A 17,595-nucleotide genomic window follows, 5' to 3' on the forward strand; every position below is an offset into this window, starting at 1 on the left:
TTTCAATTCAAAAAAATATATAATATATAATATATTATTAATTATATTATTATAATAAATTTGTCAATGCGGAGGATGAAAAATGAAATATATAACAACGCTTTCACTTACCTTATTCACCATCGTTGTTTTAGTTTTCGGACAAACCAGCTGGAACAATCAAATTGAAGAAACTGTAGCGGTGAAGAGTAAAAAAAAGCAAACTGAACAAAAAAAAGAAATGAACACAGACAAGATCATCGGCTCTTTATATAAGAATGTTAAAAATCAAGAACTAAAGAGCGCGCTTGAAAAGGGGATCAATAAACATGGAAAAGCCAATGTTTTGATTGCAGGTTCCAAAGCATTGGGTGATCAAGATAACGGTCTTGGGAAAACAATTAGTCAGGAATTAGAAGAAGAATTTGACGAGGGTATCGCGGTATCTCATATGGAATATAACGGTACATCCACCGAATTAATAGAAACAGGTCTAATCAGTGATTATCAGGATGCCAACCCTGATGTTCTTATTCTTGAAGCTTTCACATTGGCAGATAACGGAGTTGTGGAATTGGAGGAAAATCACGAAAACATTGCAACTATTATTCAAGAATTGAAGTCTATCAATGAAGATCTTTTTGTCATTATGATGCCGCCTCATCCTATTCCTAATGCGATCATCTACCCACAACAAGTAGATGATTTAAAAGAATATGCCGCAGAAAATAACATCACGTATATTGATCACTGGACTGAATGGCCTGATTATATGGACGAAGCCGAATTGATGGAGTATTTGAAAGAGGATAAGAGCGCTCCGAATGAACAGGGAATTCAGATTTGGAGCAAAGAGATTTTTGAGTTGTTTGGAATTTAAAATGAAGTAGGACAGGGGATTCTTCCCATTCTACATAAGCCTGGAATATGATTAGGTTGAAGGGTTGGAAGCAAGCCTTTATTAGGATTTTCGGAATGGAAAGTTTACGAGTGGACAAATAGTATAGATTTAGCCTTTCTTAAAACATCCTTCTTGATCAAATTCAGGAATATATTTTTGAGGAAATATCGAGGAAGGAATATAAATTGTTCAACACTAAAAAAGCGGAGAAATCTTAATCAATCTCTCCGCTGTTTTTTAAATATATAAACTTTATCCACTTCACTACAATTTTCCTACTTTTACTTACATTCCCTGCCTTATCTTTTGCTGATACATACAAGACTTTATTTTTCTTTTGTTTTGAAACTTTTACTTTATATTTACCATATTTGTTGGTAGTTGCTGTTCCAATTACCTTTTTCCGGCTTTGGCCGTAACCGTTGAATGCTTTTCTGCAGTACCGGTTAAAGTTGTGTGCGTCTTCTTGATTGTATTTACCTTCTGTTTAGCTGGTGCGGTTTTGCCGATTGTAAATTTGACCGTAGTTTTATTTCCAGCTGAGTCTGTCACGATCAATGTATATGTCTTTGCATGTTTAACTGTAGACCCACTTTTAAATGCCACTATATTCAATGTTGCCTTTCCTTCATTAAAAGTAATTTTGACATTTTTTCTATAATGAGCATTATTTTTAACCCCTGATATCTTCGGGGCTGTTTTATCAATTGTAAACTTCACTGTTGTTTTGTTTCCGGTTGTATCAGTAACAATGAGTGAATATACACCTGCCGCTTTAACCCCATTAATATCTTTGATAATCTCGAGCATAACACTTTTATAGTGCGACCTTATTTTCTAAAGGATTTGCCAATTTTGAATGACATATATCTCTTTAACATAATCTTGATATTAAAGGGAGACTAAAGGAAGAGTTCTTATATATTTGAAGGATAATGATTGTGAACGTATTTCTTTTTTCGCTTGATTAACATGTACAACTTTCCACACCAAATTATAATTACATAAAGGTACCCGCCAAACAGTCAAATCATAAAGGTTTAACGGGTGATAGTTAGTTATAACTAATCATTTAATATTATTATATTTTTTAGCATTTCATATGCCATATTATCTCGGAAACTAAATCTTAAGAATTATTTTTTCAACTTCTGTTTTATCATTTTTACTATTATTGTAGCCTCTTTTACTTCCATTAGATATATTAATAAATAATATAAAAATGCCCCGATTAAAATAGAAATAACTAAAGATATATTTTGATTAATATTAATGGTTAAATAATTAAAAGAAAGCTTAGCTAAAAATCCCATAATTATAGATGCAATAAATATTTTTATCAATGGAGAAAATATATATATATTTTCAAAAGGCCCTATTTTTTTTCTTAGGCTGATGAACATCAAGCCAGTAATAATAAATGATGATATACTAGAAGCTAATGCAATTCCTCCAATTCCTAAATAACGAGATAATATTATATTTAGAACAATGTTTAAAACTACTCCTATTGAAGCATTTATTACTGGTGTTTTAGTGTCTTGCATTGCGTAAAATGGTCTTGTTAGAACTTCACGTAATCCCATTCCAAACATTCCTATAGAGTAAAAAAACAGAGCATTAGAGGTCATCGTAATAGATTCATCACTAAACGTCCCTCTTCCATACAATATACTTATAATAGGTTCAGCAAATACCATTATACCTATTGTTACTGGAATAACAAATAAAGAAACTAAATTTAATGAATCTGATACCATCCTTTTAAGGCCTTTAAGATTACCTTCAACTGACATTTTTGAGATTAAAGGATACATAACTGTAGATATGGACAATACAAAGATAGCTTGTATGACATTATTAAGAGTATTTGCATAGGTTAATGCAGAAACTGCTCCGGTAGCAAGTTGAGATGCTATGGTTTTATCAATTATTCTATTTATGTCATTCACCGATACACCTAATAACACAGGAAACGTTATCAGCATCATTTCCTTTATTTGAGGGTTTTTTATATCTATCACAAATTTATAGTGATATCCTTTTTTCATTGCAAAAGGAACCATAAAAATAAAATGAGCAAACATTCCCATAACTAAGCCAATAGATAAGATCATCATGTTTTCCATAACAAAACTTAAATAAATTGAAACCATCATTATCATATTCATCGGCAAACCTGTTAATGCGGTAACGGAATAATTACCTTTTATTTGTAAATAACTTTTCATTATATAACCTAGTCCAATAAAAATTACTCCAAATATACTTATTCTAAGTAAATCTGCCGTTAATTTTGATGTTGATTGATCAAATCCTGAAGCAAATACTTTAACTATCGGCTGAGGGAATAATATTACTATAATGATAATCAAAATAGAGACTAATACTATTAAGTTTATCAAATTATTTGTAAATTTTTTAGCTTGCCTTTCCCCTTGGCCTTTTTGAATTTTATTATACATTGGTATATAGCCAGTAGATATTGCACTACCAATAAATGCATAAATATCTGTTGGTATAATTAATGCTATTAAATATGCATCACTAATACTAGATGTTCCATAAAAATAGGCAAGTGTAATCTCTCTACCAAACCCGATGAATTTTGCTAATATCGTTAAAACTATCAAAATTAGTGCCGTTTTTTTCATAGAGTACCTCATAGTTCCTAATGTTAAAATCAAAAAGACTATCAAAAAACTATATATAACCCTATTCCTTAATAGACTTTCTTCAAAGCTCTTTAATCACTTTAGAAATATCATTAGCAGCTTCCATATCTTAGTTTAAGCCAAAACCCATTGTTGTCCTATGGTGATTACAAATTCGAGAATAATAGACCCTTACATATATACTTTTTCCTTCTGCGTATATTATTTTTTTATAGTTCCTAATTTTAAATATTGGTATTACCTAACAGTCATTTCAACAAGCACTAACTTTCTATTCCTATAAGTAACCACCTTTAATAACAACCAAAATTAAATAACCTTACCTACTAATTATTCCAAAAAAATTTTAGAGGAAACGTACTTTGCCACTCTGGTCTTAACTCATGAATAGCTGCTATATGAATAAAAAAGAAAAATACAACTATAATTATCACAATAAACCTGAGGTATTTATCAGAAATTTTCATAATCGAATTTGGCAAGTATACAATCGCAAAAATACTAAATATATTTTCAAATCTTTGCAACATATCTACTTTTAATGCGACAAACATAATAGCACACGATATCAGTAAATAAATTGACTGTATTTGATCTTCCTGGCTCTTTAATGATGGAAGTTTATTATATGGAGTCTTCTTTGAAATAACTAAATTCTTATTCAGAATTTCACAGAATATTAAAATCACAAATGTTACTCCAAAACCAAGAAGAGTTGCAATTTTTAAGTCCTCTGTGCTATTTTTAACATAAGAGTAATATCTCGGGAAATATACTAGTACAACATTTAATATTTGATTTAAATTAACATATAAAATTGCTGAAATCACTGTAATAATACAGACTATTTTTTTATTTAATTTGTAGTTTGACAATGGATAAGCAATAAGGAATAAATATGCCGCAGAATGAAATGAAGCCGCAATTATAATAATTAAAATGAATTTTATAGGTTTCTTTTTAACAATGAAATCATAAGCAATTAGGATAGTTGCAATAGCAAGCATCTGCCTTACTCCACTAAGGGCTATATCATAATATCTCAGGGAAAAAAATAAAAATACACTTAGCCAAGGTATTTTAGAATATTTATATATAAATCTACCTAAAACAATAAAAATATATAAGCTAGTTATTATCAATAATATTTGATGATTTGAAGATAAAAGACTTAATATTTTATTCAGATATAGATAACCCACTTCAAATCTTGCTGAGTAAGCAGATAATTCCGTTCCATTCAAAATACTATAAAACAAATTTACATAAGTTTCAGTATCATTCCCTATTTCTTCCGACCTCAACATTGCAAGGATAGTTAATAGGCCTATATTTAATATTAGGTATAAAGCAGAACTTATCTTATTTCTACCAATACACAAGAAAATTATCGCACTAAATAATATGTATAATATTATTAAGTAGAATTGCCACATTTAAACACCTCTAAAATGGAAAATAACAATCTCCTTCAAAAATAATTATTAGTCAGATTATTAAAATTCGAAGGAAATGTTCTTAAACTAAAATAAGTAAAATTTGAAATTAGAGTAATAATTAAATATTACAGCTAAACTTTTTTATATTTACTTAATTGCCCTAAAATAGTGAATGGAAATTCGAGAATAAAATATATAAATGTATCTTTTCTTAACCAAACATCCTTATAAATTAGATTCTTATTCTTTTCTTCAAAATGCACTTGAAAATTTGTTTTTGTCTTTAATTTATATAAGACACCTAATAAATAACCAGTTAACCAAAAATACCCATATTTATTTGTATCTTTTTTCTGCTTCATATTAATACCTAAAATTAGTCTCGGGAAATTCACACCATTGTCTATTGCTAATTGTATTGGCCCCCATAATCTAGGATTACATTCTATAGCATAGAATTTATTATCCTGTTCTTTCAATTCAATCATCATTACGCCGTCCCAATTATAATTCAACATCATGCTATCAATTTTTTTAATTACATCTCTTGGTAGCTGGCTCGGGACTGCTTTTATAACTGATTTTCCACCCGGTTGTTGTACTATATTTTTTTGAATAAAGTGAATTTCTTTTTTTCCCCTGTTATATAAAGCGCAATAATAAAAGCTCGGGCCATTAATATAGCTCTGAACAAAGTGTTTTTCAAAATCTAACCTTTCCCCCATCAGTTGTTTCCATGATTTTTCATTTTCCACTAACATAGGAGCCTTCAACACAAAATTACTATTATTATTTGCACTGCTCTTTGCTTTAATTACAATTTTTTCTTTAAAGCTATTTTGTTTTAAATATTTATCTGCTGGTATTTCTCGTGGTACCTCTAAATTGTATTTCACACAATTATCCATAAAAGAATGTTTATTTAACATTTGATCAAATGCTGATAAACTAGGAGATTTTATGTTTATTCCATTTTCCTCTAACTCCCTACTGCTTTCTATTGTCCATCTTGTTAACTTATCACCAAAGTTTAGTAAAAAAAACTCCCCAATATCTCTTTGAATATTCAACAAAGAATTAATAAACTCTTCCTTCGAATTATTGTTATAATAATTTATTTTTTTATTCTTTTTCATATACTTTCTAAAAATAAAATGGTTTTTCATACTTTTATTTGAGAATGCTAAATATAGTTCTGTATCTGTGCAATGCAAGGCTCTAAAACAAGACACAGCAGCTCTCTCATTTTCATTTGCTAATATTAATATTTTTTTCATCTTTCCAACTCCATATAGAAATAATTATAGGAATTAACTTATATGTTTAATATTCTATCGATATTAAACGTAATAAATTCGGCTATTAAAAGGTGCTAGTGATTTATAATTCCAAACAATTCACTTATTATATTTAATCTGTTATAACTCTCTTAAACTTATTCCTAATTGCTGGTATTAACCCACTATTATAGTATTCTAAGTATGGAGATTCCGTATAAGGACTTACAGTTATCCTTGGTAGAATATTAGTGTAAGAGGCATGCTTATTAAATATATTACTGCATCTTGTTGTAGTAGCTGTTTTAAAACCCAAATTCTTTATGATTTCGAATTCTCTTTCACTCGCTTCATTCTTAGATCCAAAAGGATAGGCAAAATGTTCCACTTTTTTGTTCGTATGCAACTCTATTTGATTTTTAGATTCTAATATTTCTTTTTTAAGACTTTCTATTTCTAACTGTTTCAGATTATAGTGATTAATTGTATGTGCTCCTATTGTAACTAGTTTATCATTTGATAACTCTCTAATTTGATCCCAATTCATAGCAAGTCTATTAACATAATTATTTATCTCTACACCATTATTTGTGAATATTTCACTCAACAAACTATTCAGATCCAAATCATCTACACTCAATATCAATCTTCTAATTTCTAAATAGGTATTTTTCTTCTCCTGCTTTGTTTTTGCTGAGAAGTTGTAATTTACCCCATTATATTTAAAGTTAATATTTTCATTCAGTTCAACTAAATCTTTTAAACCATACCACCAGAGTTTTGCAGTTTTATCAGGAAAACTTGTTGTTACATAAATTGTAAAGGGTATGTTATATTTTTTAAAAACGGGAAATGCTACAGTATAATTGTCTATATACCCATCATCAAAAGTAAATACAACAAACTTTTGCTTTTCTTTATTTTTACTCGTAATTATCTCATATGCTTCATCTAAAGATACTATCTTATAATTATTTTCCAAAAAATATTTTACTGTTTTTTCCAGAAAGTCCTTTTTAATCTCAATATCTTCACACACTAGTTCCTCATTATTTGGAAGGACTCTATGGAACATAATGATGCTCCCCATACCTGAATAAATAGGAGAGAAAAGAGAAGTTAGAGGAATTAAATAAGGATTTGATAACGCTCTTCGTACCTGATTTTTAACAATATTCTTCATTATATATCCCTTTCAATATAAACTGCTTAAATATCTTATTTTGTAATAAATATAACAGTTATAAAAATCCTTCTTTAGATATTATTAATTATATCTTTGTAGTATTTCTCTAGTTTTTTAGCTTCCCCCTTGATGCAATATCCACTTTTCTTAATACTTTCATAAGTACTCTTCCTTTTAGGATTAACCTTTAATATCTTTTCTGCCCAAACTTGAGGCTTTTCCTTTAGAGATTCAAATTTAGCATTAAGAAGATTAACTTCTTTTGTTACAGTATTGGATATAATACATGGCAAACCAGAAACTTGAGCTTCTACAGCCGCCATACCTAAACCTTCACTTATTGACGGGAAAACAAAAACATCCATAGCTTGATAAAGTTTATTTACATCATTTCGCTGCCCTAAAAAAATAACTTTTTCTTTCAAATTTAAAAAGTGGACTTTATCGTTTAAATCTGCAAACATTGGCCCCTCACCTACTAATAATAAACGTGCACTTGGATTCTTTTTATAAACTTCATGAAAAATATCAATTAAAAACGCTTGGTTTTTCTCACGTGAAAGTCTACCTACATGCCCGATAACAAAATTATCCTTCAAACCCAAACTTTCCTGAATCTCTTTTTTTACTGTCTCGTCGAAAAAATATTTCTCGCATTCTATAGCATTTTTTATTAAGTTAACTTTACCTTCTTTTACGTACCTTTTTCCAAACCAAAACTCAGCGGAGGCATTTGAACATGAACAAAAACTATCAGAAATTCTTTTAATAGGTAGCGATAACCCGAAATTTCTTAGTGCTTTTAATGGGTGGTATGAATAGGCCACAGAATGACTATGTGCAATGATGTGTTTTGTATTATTTTCTCTTAGTACTGATGATATAAATGTTAAAAGTGCTAATTCATGTGAATGTACAATATTATAATTAAATTCAAAACTCTCAAAGTACCCTCTTACGTATTTTTTATAATAAAATATATTTCTTATATTTGGTGGATCAATTTTAAATGTTCTTCCACCAAGAGATGTTATTTCATCTCTATAAGTTTCTTGACTATCTTCAAAATAAAGAAAGTCAAATTGGATTTTTTGTCTATTTAAATTTCTATAGTAATTCATAACAACGCCAGTAATACCATTTCCTAAACTCAAGCTAGAAACAACATGTAAGACTCTCTTTTCGGACATTCTTAATACCTCGTTAAGCTTATTGTATCCCTATAATAGAAATACTCCTTACATAATGAATATGAATATTTTTATAAATCAATTTAAGATTCTCCTGTATTTAATAACTGATCCTACTAAATGACTTACCGTAAAATATAAAGCAGATATTGGATTAATACCAATAAATCTGTATACATTATACGTCATCTTTACAGTTTTAATTTTATTTCCGGATTTCGAATTCTTAGAAATTCTATATATTAATAGTGGCTCGTTTAATCCATATGCAATCTCACCTTTATTGAGGATTCTGAGCCAAACTGCATAATCTTCGTGTATTTCATCTTTTTCCATTTTGATATTTCCAAAAAAATCCTTCTTTACAAGCACCGATGAACATGAGATAACATTGTGTTTCCTTAGTTTGTTGTAGGTTACTTTTTCAGGAACTTGAAAAACCCCCTTATAAGGTTTGCCACTCGCATTGATATAGGAAGAACCTGTAAAAACAAATTTAGCAGATTTTTTTTTAGAATAATTGATCTGTTTTTCAAGTTTAGATTTTTCCCAAAGGTCATCACTATCTAGAAATGCAACCCATTCACCTTTAGCAAGTGAGATACCACGATTTCTTGTTTCAGAAACACCCATATTGGTTTCATTTTTATAAAAACGAATTCTATGATTGTTCAATGCATACTTTTTAAGTATATTAACGGTATTATCTTTTGACCCATCATCAATCACTATGAGTTCCCAGCACTTATAGGTCTGATTAATGACGGAAATAACTGCATCTTCGATGTACTTTTCGCAATTATACGCTGGCATAATAATACTTATTAATGGGTTATCATTTATATCAAAATTCAACTTAACTACTCCTCTCAGTTTGGTATATAGAGGATTCAAAATCATAAATACAATATTTTCTTTTATAAGTCGAAAGACTATCTTTGTATACTAAATTTCCAAATACCTTATCAGTTGTGTTAGTTGATAGCATTCTTAATAGCGGATTAAATAATTTAGTGAACCATATTCTTTTTTTATATACTCTAGATAAAACTTTTACCATTTCAGTTGTGCATACGTAATCTTCATTTTGCGGAAAAAATAATCCCTGACTACTGTCCTCAATTAACAATCTTACAAATTCACTCAAATTATCAATATAAATCATACTTCTATTATTCTGAATATCAGGGAATACAGGAGTTCTCTTTATTGCATTCACTAGTTTAGGAAAGTTTCCTTTACACCCTTTTCCATAAACCATTGGTGGACGGATAATTGCCACTTTAAAATTAGCGCTTCTTAGTTCAATAATAGACTGTTCAGCCTCTAATTTAGATTTGCCGTAATAGGTAGTTGGATTCGGTACTGAATTTTCGTCTATCAGACCTGTTTCCATTCCATATACGCTCATTGAACTCAAAAATATGAATTGTTTAACTCTCTCTTTTTTAGCCTTTCTTGCAATTTTTATTGCTAGATCACGATTGACTTTATAATATAGATTGGCATTTTCTTTTGTTTCCTTTATATGAGCTATACCCGCCACATGGAAAATCACATCATATCCGGTTAAAGGTGTATCTATCCATTTTTCATCTCTCATATTAAGCTTATCAATATAATATCTATCAGGATATTTGTTTAGCCACCGTTCTAAAGAAGTACCAATAAAGCTATTAGTACCAGTAATTAGTATTTTCTTAGAATAGGTATTTATTACCAAAATTATCACCTCCATTTAACCAGTCAACATAATCAAATGCTTTCTCAAATTCCCTAAAACCATCTATGTCCTTCATTACAAAACCACCAACCTTACCCACCTTCTCATAGCGCTTAAACTGAAAAACATAGTCAAATTCTGGATAGTTCTTTGCTGAAAATAAAATAAATCTTTTACATTGTACTGTGCCTATTTTTTTTATGTCTTCGTAATCTAAATTTCTATCATGCATCATTATATAAAGATTATTATAGTTCACCCTTTTAACTCTTTCTTCCCATTTCTTTTTTGCTTCTTCAAAAGTTTTGTAATGATTAAAATAAATTGTGATATCCTTAAGTAATCCAATTGGATACCCTTCTTTACTAGTCTCTTTAAATATCAATTCCGTATTTAGATAAATTTCTAAATCCGAAATTAGCTTTATAAAATCCTTACTCGATATAAACAAATTAATGGTAGGAGACAGAAAAGGATGATTCAAATTATTATAAATAATTCCACCAATACAGTTAGAACTTATAATAGTTGGATTATTTTCATAGTTATACCTACTTCTCATATACTCACGATATTTTTTAACCTTATTCTCTATATATGGACTCTTAAACCAAGTTGTTTCTATAATTGATTTGGCCTTTTTTTTTAATATTCGAACCATGCCCATTTTCCTCTCTCCAAAAATAATTCTTAATATTTTCTGCTACTTTTATTGATAGTTATCATCTTACTACTTTTTCCTTTAGTAGCTCCTTCAACAACCCCATCACTCTTCAAAACACTAATTACTGTCATTAAGAAACACTTTGCATCCATAAAAAAACTAATATTTTCTACATACTCTCCATCTAGCTTGGCCTTAATATCAATAGGAAGCTCGTCTCTACCATTAATCTGAGCCCAACCAGTTAAACCAGGTGAAATATCATTGGCGCCATACTTATCACGCTCGGCAATTAAATCATACTGGTTCCAAAGTGCAGGACGCGGCCCTATAATACTCATCTTACCAACAAAGATATTCCAAATTTGTGGTAGTTCATCAAGCGATGTCTTTCTCAAAAACTTTCCTACCCTTGTTATATACTCATCGGGATTATTTAAAAGGTGTGTAGGAGTGTCCTTTGGTGTATCTATTTTCATAGTACGGAACTTTAAAATATTAAAATGACTTTTATTGATTCCAACCCGCTTTTGTTTGAATAAAACGGGACCTTTTGAATCCAATTTGATAGCAATAATTAAAATCAAAAAAAATGGTGATAAAACAATAAGCCCAATTAAGGAAAGTATGACATCTACTAATCTTTTTATCTTTAAGTACATTACAAATACACTCCTTAAATAATAATTTTAGTACATTAGTACTTAATTCAAATCTTTAAATTATCTGTTCCGAGCAAGTACTAAATCACCAAAATTGCTTATATAATATATATTCAATTCCTATTTTATATACACCATATAAAATCCTTTTCTTCTTTGTAACTAAATACTTATAAAGGGGGCAATTTGTTAAATTAAGTATTTTACTAGCAGATTCTTTTCAGCCATTCTTATTTTCACTAATAAATAATCAAGTCTTTATTCAAGAAGGATAGCTAATGTTTTTTTGAAATGCATAGTTAATATCTATATAAGCTTCACGAGAAAAAATTAATACATTGATTAGCAAATCCGACTAATCAACATATAGCTTTAAACCAACTCTTAACTACCAATCATTAAAGACTGCTTCTCACTAAATCTTGTATTAGCAATCCCTACAAGCGTTTCTTTCATCTCATCCGCATCCTTATCAAGAAGCTCCTCGATCTCCTGATAAAGTGCTCGCTTCTCCATCGGCTCCGCCTTCCCAATAAAGATTTTTGGAAATACATGCTCCTTCTGAACCTCATTCTCATTAAGAAGCTCTTCATACATCTTCTCACCCGGTCTTAAACCTGAGAATTCAAGTCCAATTTCATCGACTGAATAACCTGAAAGGGTGATCAAATTTTTAGCCAAATCAACAATTTTAACAGGTTCCCCCATATCTAAAACAAATATTTCTCCTCCACGAGCTAATGATCCCGCTTGTATAACAAGACGTGAAGCTTCGGGGATTGTCATAAAATATCTTGTAATATCAGGATGCGTAACCGTTATCGGACCACCAGCTTGAATTTGTTTCTTAAACAATGGAATCACACTGCCACGACTACCTAGTACATTCCCAAAACGTACTGCAACAAACTTTGTTTTACTTTCCTTTGCCAAATTCTGAATAATCATTTCAGCAAAGCGCTTCGTTGCTCCCATTACATTAGGAGGATTTACTGCCTTGTCAGTTGAAACCATCACAAACGTACCAACACCAAATGTATCTGCACCTTCTGCGACATTTCGAGTACCAAGAATATTATTCTTAACAGCTTCTCTCGGATTATATTCCATCATCGGCACATGCTTATGTGCTGCTGCATGATAGATGACGTCCGGTTTATATTGTTCCATGACATCAAATATCCTGCTTCTGTCCTGTATATCTGCAATAATAGGGATAATCTCAATTGAATCACCATATTGCTTCCTTAACTCCATATCAATTAAATAAATGCTATTTTCTCCATGTCCCAGCAAAAGGAGTTTACCTGGAGTAAACTTGCATATTTGGCGGCAAATTTCAGAGCCAATTGATCCTCCCGCACCGGTAACCAGTATCGTCTTCCCTTCCACATATTCAGAAATACTACTAATATCCAGCTGAATTGGTTCACGACCCAATAAATCCTCTACCTCTACATCTCTAAACTGCGTGACTGAGACATTGCCTGACATGATTTCTTCAATCATTGGCATAATCTGAACCTTCGCCATTGTTTTCGAGCACTCTTCATAAATCCGCTTTATCTCACCCTTTGATAAGGAAGGAATTGCAATAATTATGACTTCAACCTCATGTAAGGCAACAGCCATTGAGATATCAGATGTCTCTCCTACTACTGGTAAACCATGGATTTGAAGCCTTTGTTTATATGGATCGTCGTCGATGAAGGCTACAGGTACTAAATCAGTATCTACCTTTTGAAGCAGTTGTCTGGCTACCATCGTTCCTGCTGCACCGGCTCCGATAATTAACGTATGTTTCTTTGCAAGATCATTCGTGCCCATATAACGGCCCCTGAATACTCTCCAAGAAAAACGTGAACCGCCAATCAACAGGATATGAAGCATCCAGGTTATCCCTAAGGCCCTTATATATATATCTTGGAAAACAATCGTTTGAATGATAGCAGTTGTTAATATTGTTAACGTTACAGCTTTTGCAATCGCAATTAACTCTCGAATACTCGCATATTCCCATGCCTTGTTATAAAGTTTATAAATAAATGCATACACATGATGACTGATTAACAATGCTAAAGAGGTTATTAATAAGGTTTCCATTTTGAAGATATCCAAATACGGGTGGAGGACAAGGTAACTGCAATAAATAGCCGTTAACACGATAATGGAGTCTACTAGTATCAATGTGGTCAACCTTTTACGGTATGTCACGTTCAAACCTCTCCTCTAAAAAAGACCGGCACATGTCCGGTCTATCTCCAATTAGTTTATTTTTTTATCACTTTTAATTTTTCTTCCATAAAGCGTAATAAATCATTGCGTAAGGATTCATCCTGAAGCGCAAATTCAATCGATGTTTCAATGAATCCTAATTTTTCTCCAACATCATATCGTTTTCCTTCAAAATCATAGGCAAAGACTCGTTGGATTTCATTGAGCTTTTGAATCGCATCTGTCAGCTGAATCTCTCCGCCTGCCCCTATATTTTGCTCACCAAGAAATTTAAAAATTTCCGGACGTAAAATATATCGGCCCATTATCGCTAAATCAGAAGGAGCTGTTCCTTTTTCCGGCTTTTCTACAAAACTCTTCACCTGATAGCGGTGTCCATTTTGTTCAATCGGATCAATGATTCCATACCGATGAGTTTCTTCCATTGGTACATGCTGAACACCTATAATAGAAGAAAATGTTTTTTCATATTCATCCATCAATTGACGAAGACATGGCTTGTCTGCCTGGACAATATCATCACCAAGTAAAACCGCAAATGGTTCATCTCCAATAAAATTACGAGCACACCAGATCGCATGGCCTAAACCCTTTGGTTCTTTTTGACGGATATAATGGATATCGACCTTGGAAGGAGCTTGTACTTTTTCGAGAAGATCAAACTTGCCCTTTTCCATCAAGTTATTCTCTAAATCATACGCATGATCGAAATGGTCCTCGATGGATCTCTTCCCTTTACCGGTTACGATAATAATATCTTCTATCCCAGACTCGATTGCTTCTTCAACGATATATTGAATCGTCGGCTTATCTACAATTGGCAGCATTTCCTTCGGCATTGCTTTTGTAGCTGGCAGGAATCGCGTTCCGAGTCCAGCAGCGGGAATAATTGCTTTTCTAACTTTTTGCAAGGTATAGCCTCCTTTTCACAACTACCATATATAACGAATCATAAATTTTACATTTTCAGGGAAAATAATTAGGTATAAATTCTCAATTATCGAAAAACAATTAAAAATTATTAGACAATTACAATTACTATGTTTCATAATCAATATTAGGGGTAATTAATCGCACGTTTTTTATAGCTATTTTTAATTTTTTATACACACTTATAATCAATTCACATGAATTTTAAAAAACATGGGCATCTAACCCACCCTCACACCATCCTACTGATGACTTGCATCTAAGGAAGCTTATTAAACCTCCCACAGCATGGCCGAGTGTCTCCCTTGATAAAGGTTAGGAGGCATCACCTAATTGGGTTCATCATTAAAATAGCCCTAAAAACTTACGCTGTCTGACTGGCTGTGGCATTTCTCTCATTATTATCTGCCCGCTAATGAGTAACTCTGCATTTTCTTCAAAATAATAGATTTGATCCAATCCGAACTGTTTTTCTATTTCATCCAATGCTTCATTCATCCAGAACTGTCTGGTTGAGACATTATGTGCATCTGATGCAACGAAATGAATCAGGTTTGAGGACAGTAAATCCATCGATACTTTCTTGATTTTCTTGCCAAACTTACCGGCGATACTGCCGGATGTAAGTTGTGTACTGACACCTTTTTGGACAAATTCATAGAGGAGATTTGGATTTTCAACAATAGCCATATTCCGTTCCGGATGGACTAATATTGGATTGATCCCTTTTTGCTGCAGTTCAAAAAATAATGTATTTGCGTACCTTGGTATATGATTTGAAGGAAATTCAATCAAGAGATAAGAGGAATTGTTTACTGTTTGGATAAAGCCCTGCTCCAGATCCTCGAGCAATTCGCCGTACACCCTGACCTCCTGGCCGGGTAAAACCTTTAATGAAATTTGGCTTTTCTCCAATTGTTCATTTAATTGATCAATCTCGGGTAATAAGTTTGTTCTTGTATTCTCGTATGCACCATTTTTATGATGTGGGGTTGCGATGATTGTGTTGATTCCCTCGCTGATAGCAAGCTTTGCCATGTCCATTGAATCTTTTAAACTCTGTGCACCGTCATCTACACTTGGCAAGATATGACTATGTATGTCAATCATTATAAAGCAACCCCTTCTTGTTTATTTATAATCAATGAATCTATCTTACTAATATTTATTGTAAAAGTCTAGCAACATACCTATTTTTTACCATAATAATAGTACGTATTATCCTTCATTTTTCTGTTATTAAGAACAGCACCCAGGATTTTAGTACCGGTATTTAATAAAAGTTCTTTCGTCTTGACAGCATCTTCCACCTGCGTCCGTCCGCTGCTCACTACGAGTACGACTCCCTGGCAAATATTCGCAATTATTTGTGCATCTGTAACGGCTGTGATCGGCGGGGTATCAACGATGATGATGTCAAAGTCTTCCTTCGCCTGATTAATCAATTCATTCATCGATTTTGATGATAATAACTCAGCAGGATTTGGCGGAAGCGGTCCGCTTGTTAACACATGTAGACCCAAAGGCTCTACAATCTGGATTGCTTTACCTAACTCTATTTGTCTCGTCAATACACTTGTTAATCCCACGTTGTTCGTAAACGAGAACGTATAATGCGAAGAAGGTTTACGCAGGTCGGCATCTATGAATAATGTCCTTTTCCCCTGTTGGGCAAACACTACGGCGATATTAGCAGCTGTTGTTGATTTCCCTTCAGTGGGGCCAGAAGATGTAATCATAATCGTTTGCATCTCTTCATCTATAAAGGAATATTGGATATTAGTCCTTAATGTACGGAACTGCTCCGAAATCGGTGATTTTGGTTCCAAATAGGTAACGAGCTTTCGCTGATTGCTGTTTCCAAACTGTCTGCCCTTCTTACGCGCCATGTTGCTCACCTCTTCCTGCTCGTTTCGTTCTTGCATTTCCTTCCATTTGCACATTGCTTTCTTCAATTACACCAATGACACCAATCACCGGTAAATCCAGAATTCGTTCGATATCCTGTTCTGTTTTAATCGTATTATCTAAATACTCCATTAAGAAGGAAATTCCCACACCAATCATTAATCCAACAACCATGGCAATCGCGATATTGAGAAGTGGCTGCGGTTTAATCGGTGAAGCATTCTCTGAAACCGTTGCTTTTGCAAGGATGCTGACATTATCGACCTTCATAATTTCCACGATTTCTTCTTTAAAAATCTCTGCTGTTGTGTTGGCTATTTTTGCAGCCATATGCGGATCCTCGTCTGTAACAGATACATTCACTACCTGCGATTCCTGTTCACTTGCTACCGTTATTTTATTGGTGAGCTGGCTTAGTGATAGTTTCAAATCCAATTCTTCAATCACCTTATCCAATATGGCCGGGCTCTTCATAATGACATTGTACGTTTCGATGAGTTGCAGATTTGTTTGAACTTGGTTGCTGTTATATATTGCTTCTTCACTTTTTGCCTGATTAACAAGCAGCTGTGTAGAAGATTGATAGATTGGAGTCAAAATAAAAAAGCTTGTTACTCCGCTTATTAAAACTGCCAAAACGGTAATCATGATAATGAACCATGCACGTTTTTTTAAGGTTTCAAACAAATCTTTCAGGCTAATAGTTTCTTCCATTTCATCCTCCGTTTAACATAATATTAAGTATTATACAACAATTTTGGAAAATTTCATCTGTTTTTTGGAAATTTTATTTAATTCTTTCTAATAAAATGTAATATATACATAT

17 protein-coding genes are annotated in these 17,595 nt (G+C 32.1%); 1 reads left to right on the top strand and 16 read right to left on the bottom strand.

The features are described 5' to 3' along the window. Window positions 1-82 precede the first annotated feature (82 nt). Entirely contained in the window at window positions 83-859 is a 777-nt protein-coding gene (locus AC4G3O_RS12845; RefSeq protein WP_491136300.1) for an SGNH/GDSL hydrolase family protein, read from the top strand. A 235-nt stretch (window positions 860-1,094) separates the two neighbouring features. On the opposite strand, the gene AC4G3O_RS12850 is transcribed toward AC4G3O_RS12845, so the two are convergent. The 16 genes from AC4G3O_RS12850 to AC4G3O_RS12925 all read right to left on the bottom strand — a co-directional run bounded on the left by AC4G3O_RS12850 (window position 1,095) and on the right by AC4G3O_RS12925 (window position 17,483). Next, on the bottom strand, window positions 1,095-1,274 hold the full coding sequence (locus tag AC4G3O_RS12850) for an Ig-like domain-containing protein (RefSeq protein ID WP_491136373.1): 180 nt from the start codon (window positions 1,272-1,274) through the stop codon (window positions 1,095-1,097). Next, complete coding sequence (locus AC4G3O_RS12855) at window positions 1,274-1,690, bottom strand: hypothetical protein (protein WP_491136301.1); 417 nt, start codon at window positions 1,688-1,690, stop codon at window positions 1,274-1,276. The genes AC4G3O_RS12850 and AC4G3O_RS12855 overlap by 1 nt, the downstream gene beginning before the upstream one ends. Window positions 1,691-2,016: 326 nt before the next feature. Continuing rightward, on the bottom strand, window positions 2,017-3,534 hold the full coding sequence (gene murJ / locus AC4G3O_RS12860) for a murein biosynthesis integral membrane protein MurJ (RefSeq protein ID WP_491136302.1): 1,518 nt from the start codon (window positions 3,532-3,534) through the stop codon (window positions 2,017-2,019). Between the two features lie 347 nt (window positions 3,535-3,881). Continuing rightward, window positions 3,882-4,991 carry an EpsG family protein gene (locus AC4G3O_RS12865; RefSeq protein ID WP_491136303.1) on the bottom strand — a complete coding sequence of 370 codons (1,110 nt, stop codon included), beginning with the start codon at window positions 4,989-4,991 and terminating at the stop codon, window positions 3,882-3,884. A 134-nt stretch (window positions 4,992-5,125) separates the two neighbouring features. Further along, window positions 5,126-6,271 carry a hypothetical protein gene (locus AC4G3O_RS12870; RefSeq protein WP_491136304.1) on the bottom strand — a complete coding sequence of 382 codons (1,146 nt, stop codon included), beginning with the start codon at window positions 6,269-6,271 and terminating at the stop codon, window positions 5,126-5,128. A 133-nt stretch (window positions 6,272-6,404) separates the two neighbouring features. Then, complete coding sequence (locus AC4G3O_RS12875; protein ID WP_491136305.1) at window positions 6,405-7,454, bottom strand: polysaccharide deacetylase family protein; 1,050 nt, start codon at window positions 7,452-7,454, stop codon at window positions 6,405-6,407. A gap of 74 nt (window positions 7,455-7,528) precedes the next feature. After that, window positions 7,529-8,647 (bottom strand): glycosyltransferase family 1 protein, encoded by a 1,119-nt coding sequence (locus AC4G3O_RS12880; protein WP_491136306.1) that lies wholly within the window; start codon window positions 8,645-8,647, stop codon window positions 7,529-7,531. A gap of 78 nt (window positions 8,648-8,725) precedes the next feature. Continuing rightward, window positions 8,726-9,502: a glycosyltransferase family 2 protein gene (locus AC4G3O_RS12885; RefSeq protein ID WP_491136307.1), complete on the bottom strand. Its 777-nt coding sequence runs from the start codon at window positions 9,500-9,502 to the stop codon at window positions 8,726-8,728. 1 nt (window position 9,503) lies between these two features. Further along, complete coding sequence (locus tag AC4G3O_RS12890; protein WP_491136308.1) at window positions 9,504-10,370, bottom strand: NAD-dependent epimerase/dehydratase family protein; 867 nt, start codon at window positions 10,368-10,370, stop codon at window positions 9,504-9,506. Further along, on the bottom strand, window positions 10,348-11,037 hold the full coding sequence (locus AC4G3O_RS12895) for a DUF1919 domain-containing protein (protein WP_491136309.1): 690 nt from the start codon (window positions 11,035-11,037) through the stop codon (window positions 10,348-10,350). Before AC4G3O_RS12895 ends, AC4G3O_RS12890 begins: the two co-directional genes overlap by 23 nt. A gap of 23 nt (window positions 11,038-11,060) precedes the next feature. Then, the gene (locus AC4G3O_RS12900; RefSeq protein WP_491136310.1) at window positions 11,061-11,696 is read right to left on the bottom strand and encodes a sugar transferase; all 636 of its coding nucleotides are present in this window, start codon (window positions 11,694-11,696) and stop codon (window positions 11,061-11,063) included. A 384-nt stretch (window positions 11,697-12,080) separates the two neighbouring features. Next, window positions 12,081-13,910, bottom strand: coding sequence for a polysaccharide biosynthesis protein (locus AC4G3O_RS12905; RefSeq protein WP_491136311.1), 1,830 nt, complete (start codon window positions 13,908-13,910; stop codon window positions 12,081-12,083). Window positions 13,911-13,966: 56 nt separating this feature from the next. Beyond that, entirely contained in the window at window positions 13,967-14,842 is an 876-nt protein-coding gene (galU, locus tag AC4G3O_RS12910; RefSeq protein WP_491136312.1) for a UTP--glucose-1-phosphate uridylyltransferase GalU, read from the bottom strand. Window positions 14,843-15,206: 364 nt separating this feature from the next. After that, window positions 15,207-15,971, bottom strand: coding sequence for a tyrosine-protein phosphatase (locus AC4G3O_RS12915; RefSeq protein ID WP_491136313.1), 765 nt, complete (start codon window positions 15,969-15,971; stop codon window positions 15,207-15,209). An 80-nt stretch (window positions 15,972-16,051) separates the two neighbouring features. After that, on the bottom strand, window positions 16,052-16,750 hold the full coding sequence (locus tag AC4G3O_RS12920; RefSeq protein WP_490552762.1) for a CpsD/CapB family tyrosine-protein kinase: 699 nt from the start codon (window positions 16,748-16,750) through the stop codon (window positions 16,052-16,054). Continuing rightward, window positions 16,740-17,483, bottom strand: a complete 744-nt coding sequence (locus AC4G3O_RS12925) for a YveK family protein (protein WP_148630462.1) — start codon at window positions 17,481-17,483, stop codon at window positions 16,740-16,742. Before AC4G3O_RS12925 ends, AC4G3O_RS12920 begins: the two co-directional genes overlap by 11 nt. Window positions 17,484-17,595: the final 112 nt, after the last annotated feature.

This window comes from Bacillus sp. z14 (2026), assembly GCF_058313575.1.

What these genes read in the sequence shown, in the direction of transcription:
- AC4G3O_RS12845 (WP_491136300.1), top strand. Translation starts at nt 83, where the DNA reads ATGAAATATATAACAACGCTTTCACTTACCTTATTCACCATCGTTGTT.
- AC4G3O_RS12855 (WP_491136301.1), bottom strand. Translation starts at nt 1,690, where the DNA reads ATGCTCGAGATTATCAAAGATATTAATGGGGTTAAAGCGGCAGGTGTA.
- murJ (WP_491136302.1), bottom strand. Translation starts at nt 3,534, where the DNA reads ATGAAAAAAACGGCACTAATTTTGATAGTTTTAACGATATTAGCAAAA.
- AC4G3O_RS12865 (WP_491136303.1), bottom strand. Translation starts at nt 4,991, where the DNA reads ATGTGGCAATTCTACTTAATAATATTATACATATTATTTAGTGCGATA.
- AC4G3O_RS12870 (WP_491136304.1), bottom strand. Translation starts at nt 6,271, where the DNA reads ATGAAAAAAATATTAATATTAGCAAATGAAAATGAGAGAGCTGCTGTG.
- AC4G3O_RS12875 (WP_491136305.1), bottom strand. Translation starts at nt 7,454, where the DNA reads ATGAAGAATATTGTTAAAAATCAGGTACGAAGAGCGTTATCAAATCCT.
- AC4G3O_RS12880 (WP_491136306.1), bottom strand. Translation starts at nt 8,647, where the DNA reads ATGTCCGAAAAGAGAGTCTTACATGTTGTTTCTAGCTTGAGTTTAGGA.
- AC4G3O_RS12895 (WP_491136309.1), bottom strand. Translation starts at nt 11,037, where the DNA reads ATGGGCATGGTTCGAATATTAAAAAAAAAGGCCAAATCAATTATAGAA.
- AC4G3O_RS12900 (WP_491136310.1), bottom strand. Translation starts at nt 11,696, where the DNA reads ATGTACTTAAAGATAAAAAGATTAGTAGATGTCATACTTTCCTTAATT.
- AC4G3O_RS12915 (WP_491136313.1), bottom strand. Translation starts at nt 15,971, where the DNA reads ATGATTGACATACATAGTCATATCTTGCCAAGTGTAGATGACGGTGCA.
- AC4G3O_RS12920 (WP_490552762.1), bottom strand. Translation starts at nt 16,750, where the DNA reads ATGGCGCGTAAGAAGGGCAGACAGTTTGGAAACAGCAATCAGCGAAAG.
- AC4G3O_RS12925 (WP_148630462.1), bottom strand. Translation starts at nt 17,483, where the DNA reads ATGGAAGAAACTATTAGCCTGAAAGATTTGTTTGAAACCTTAAAAAAA.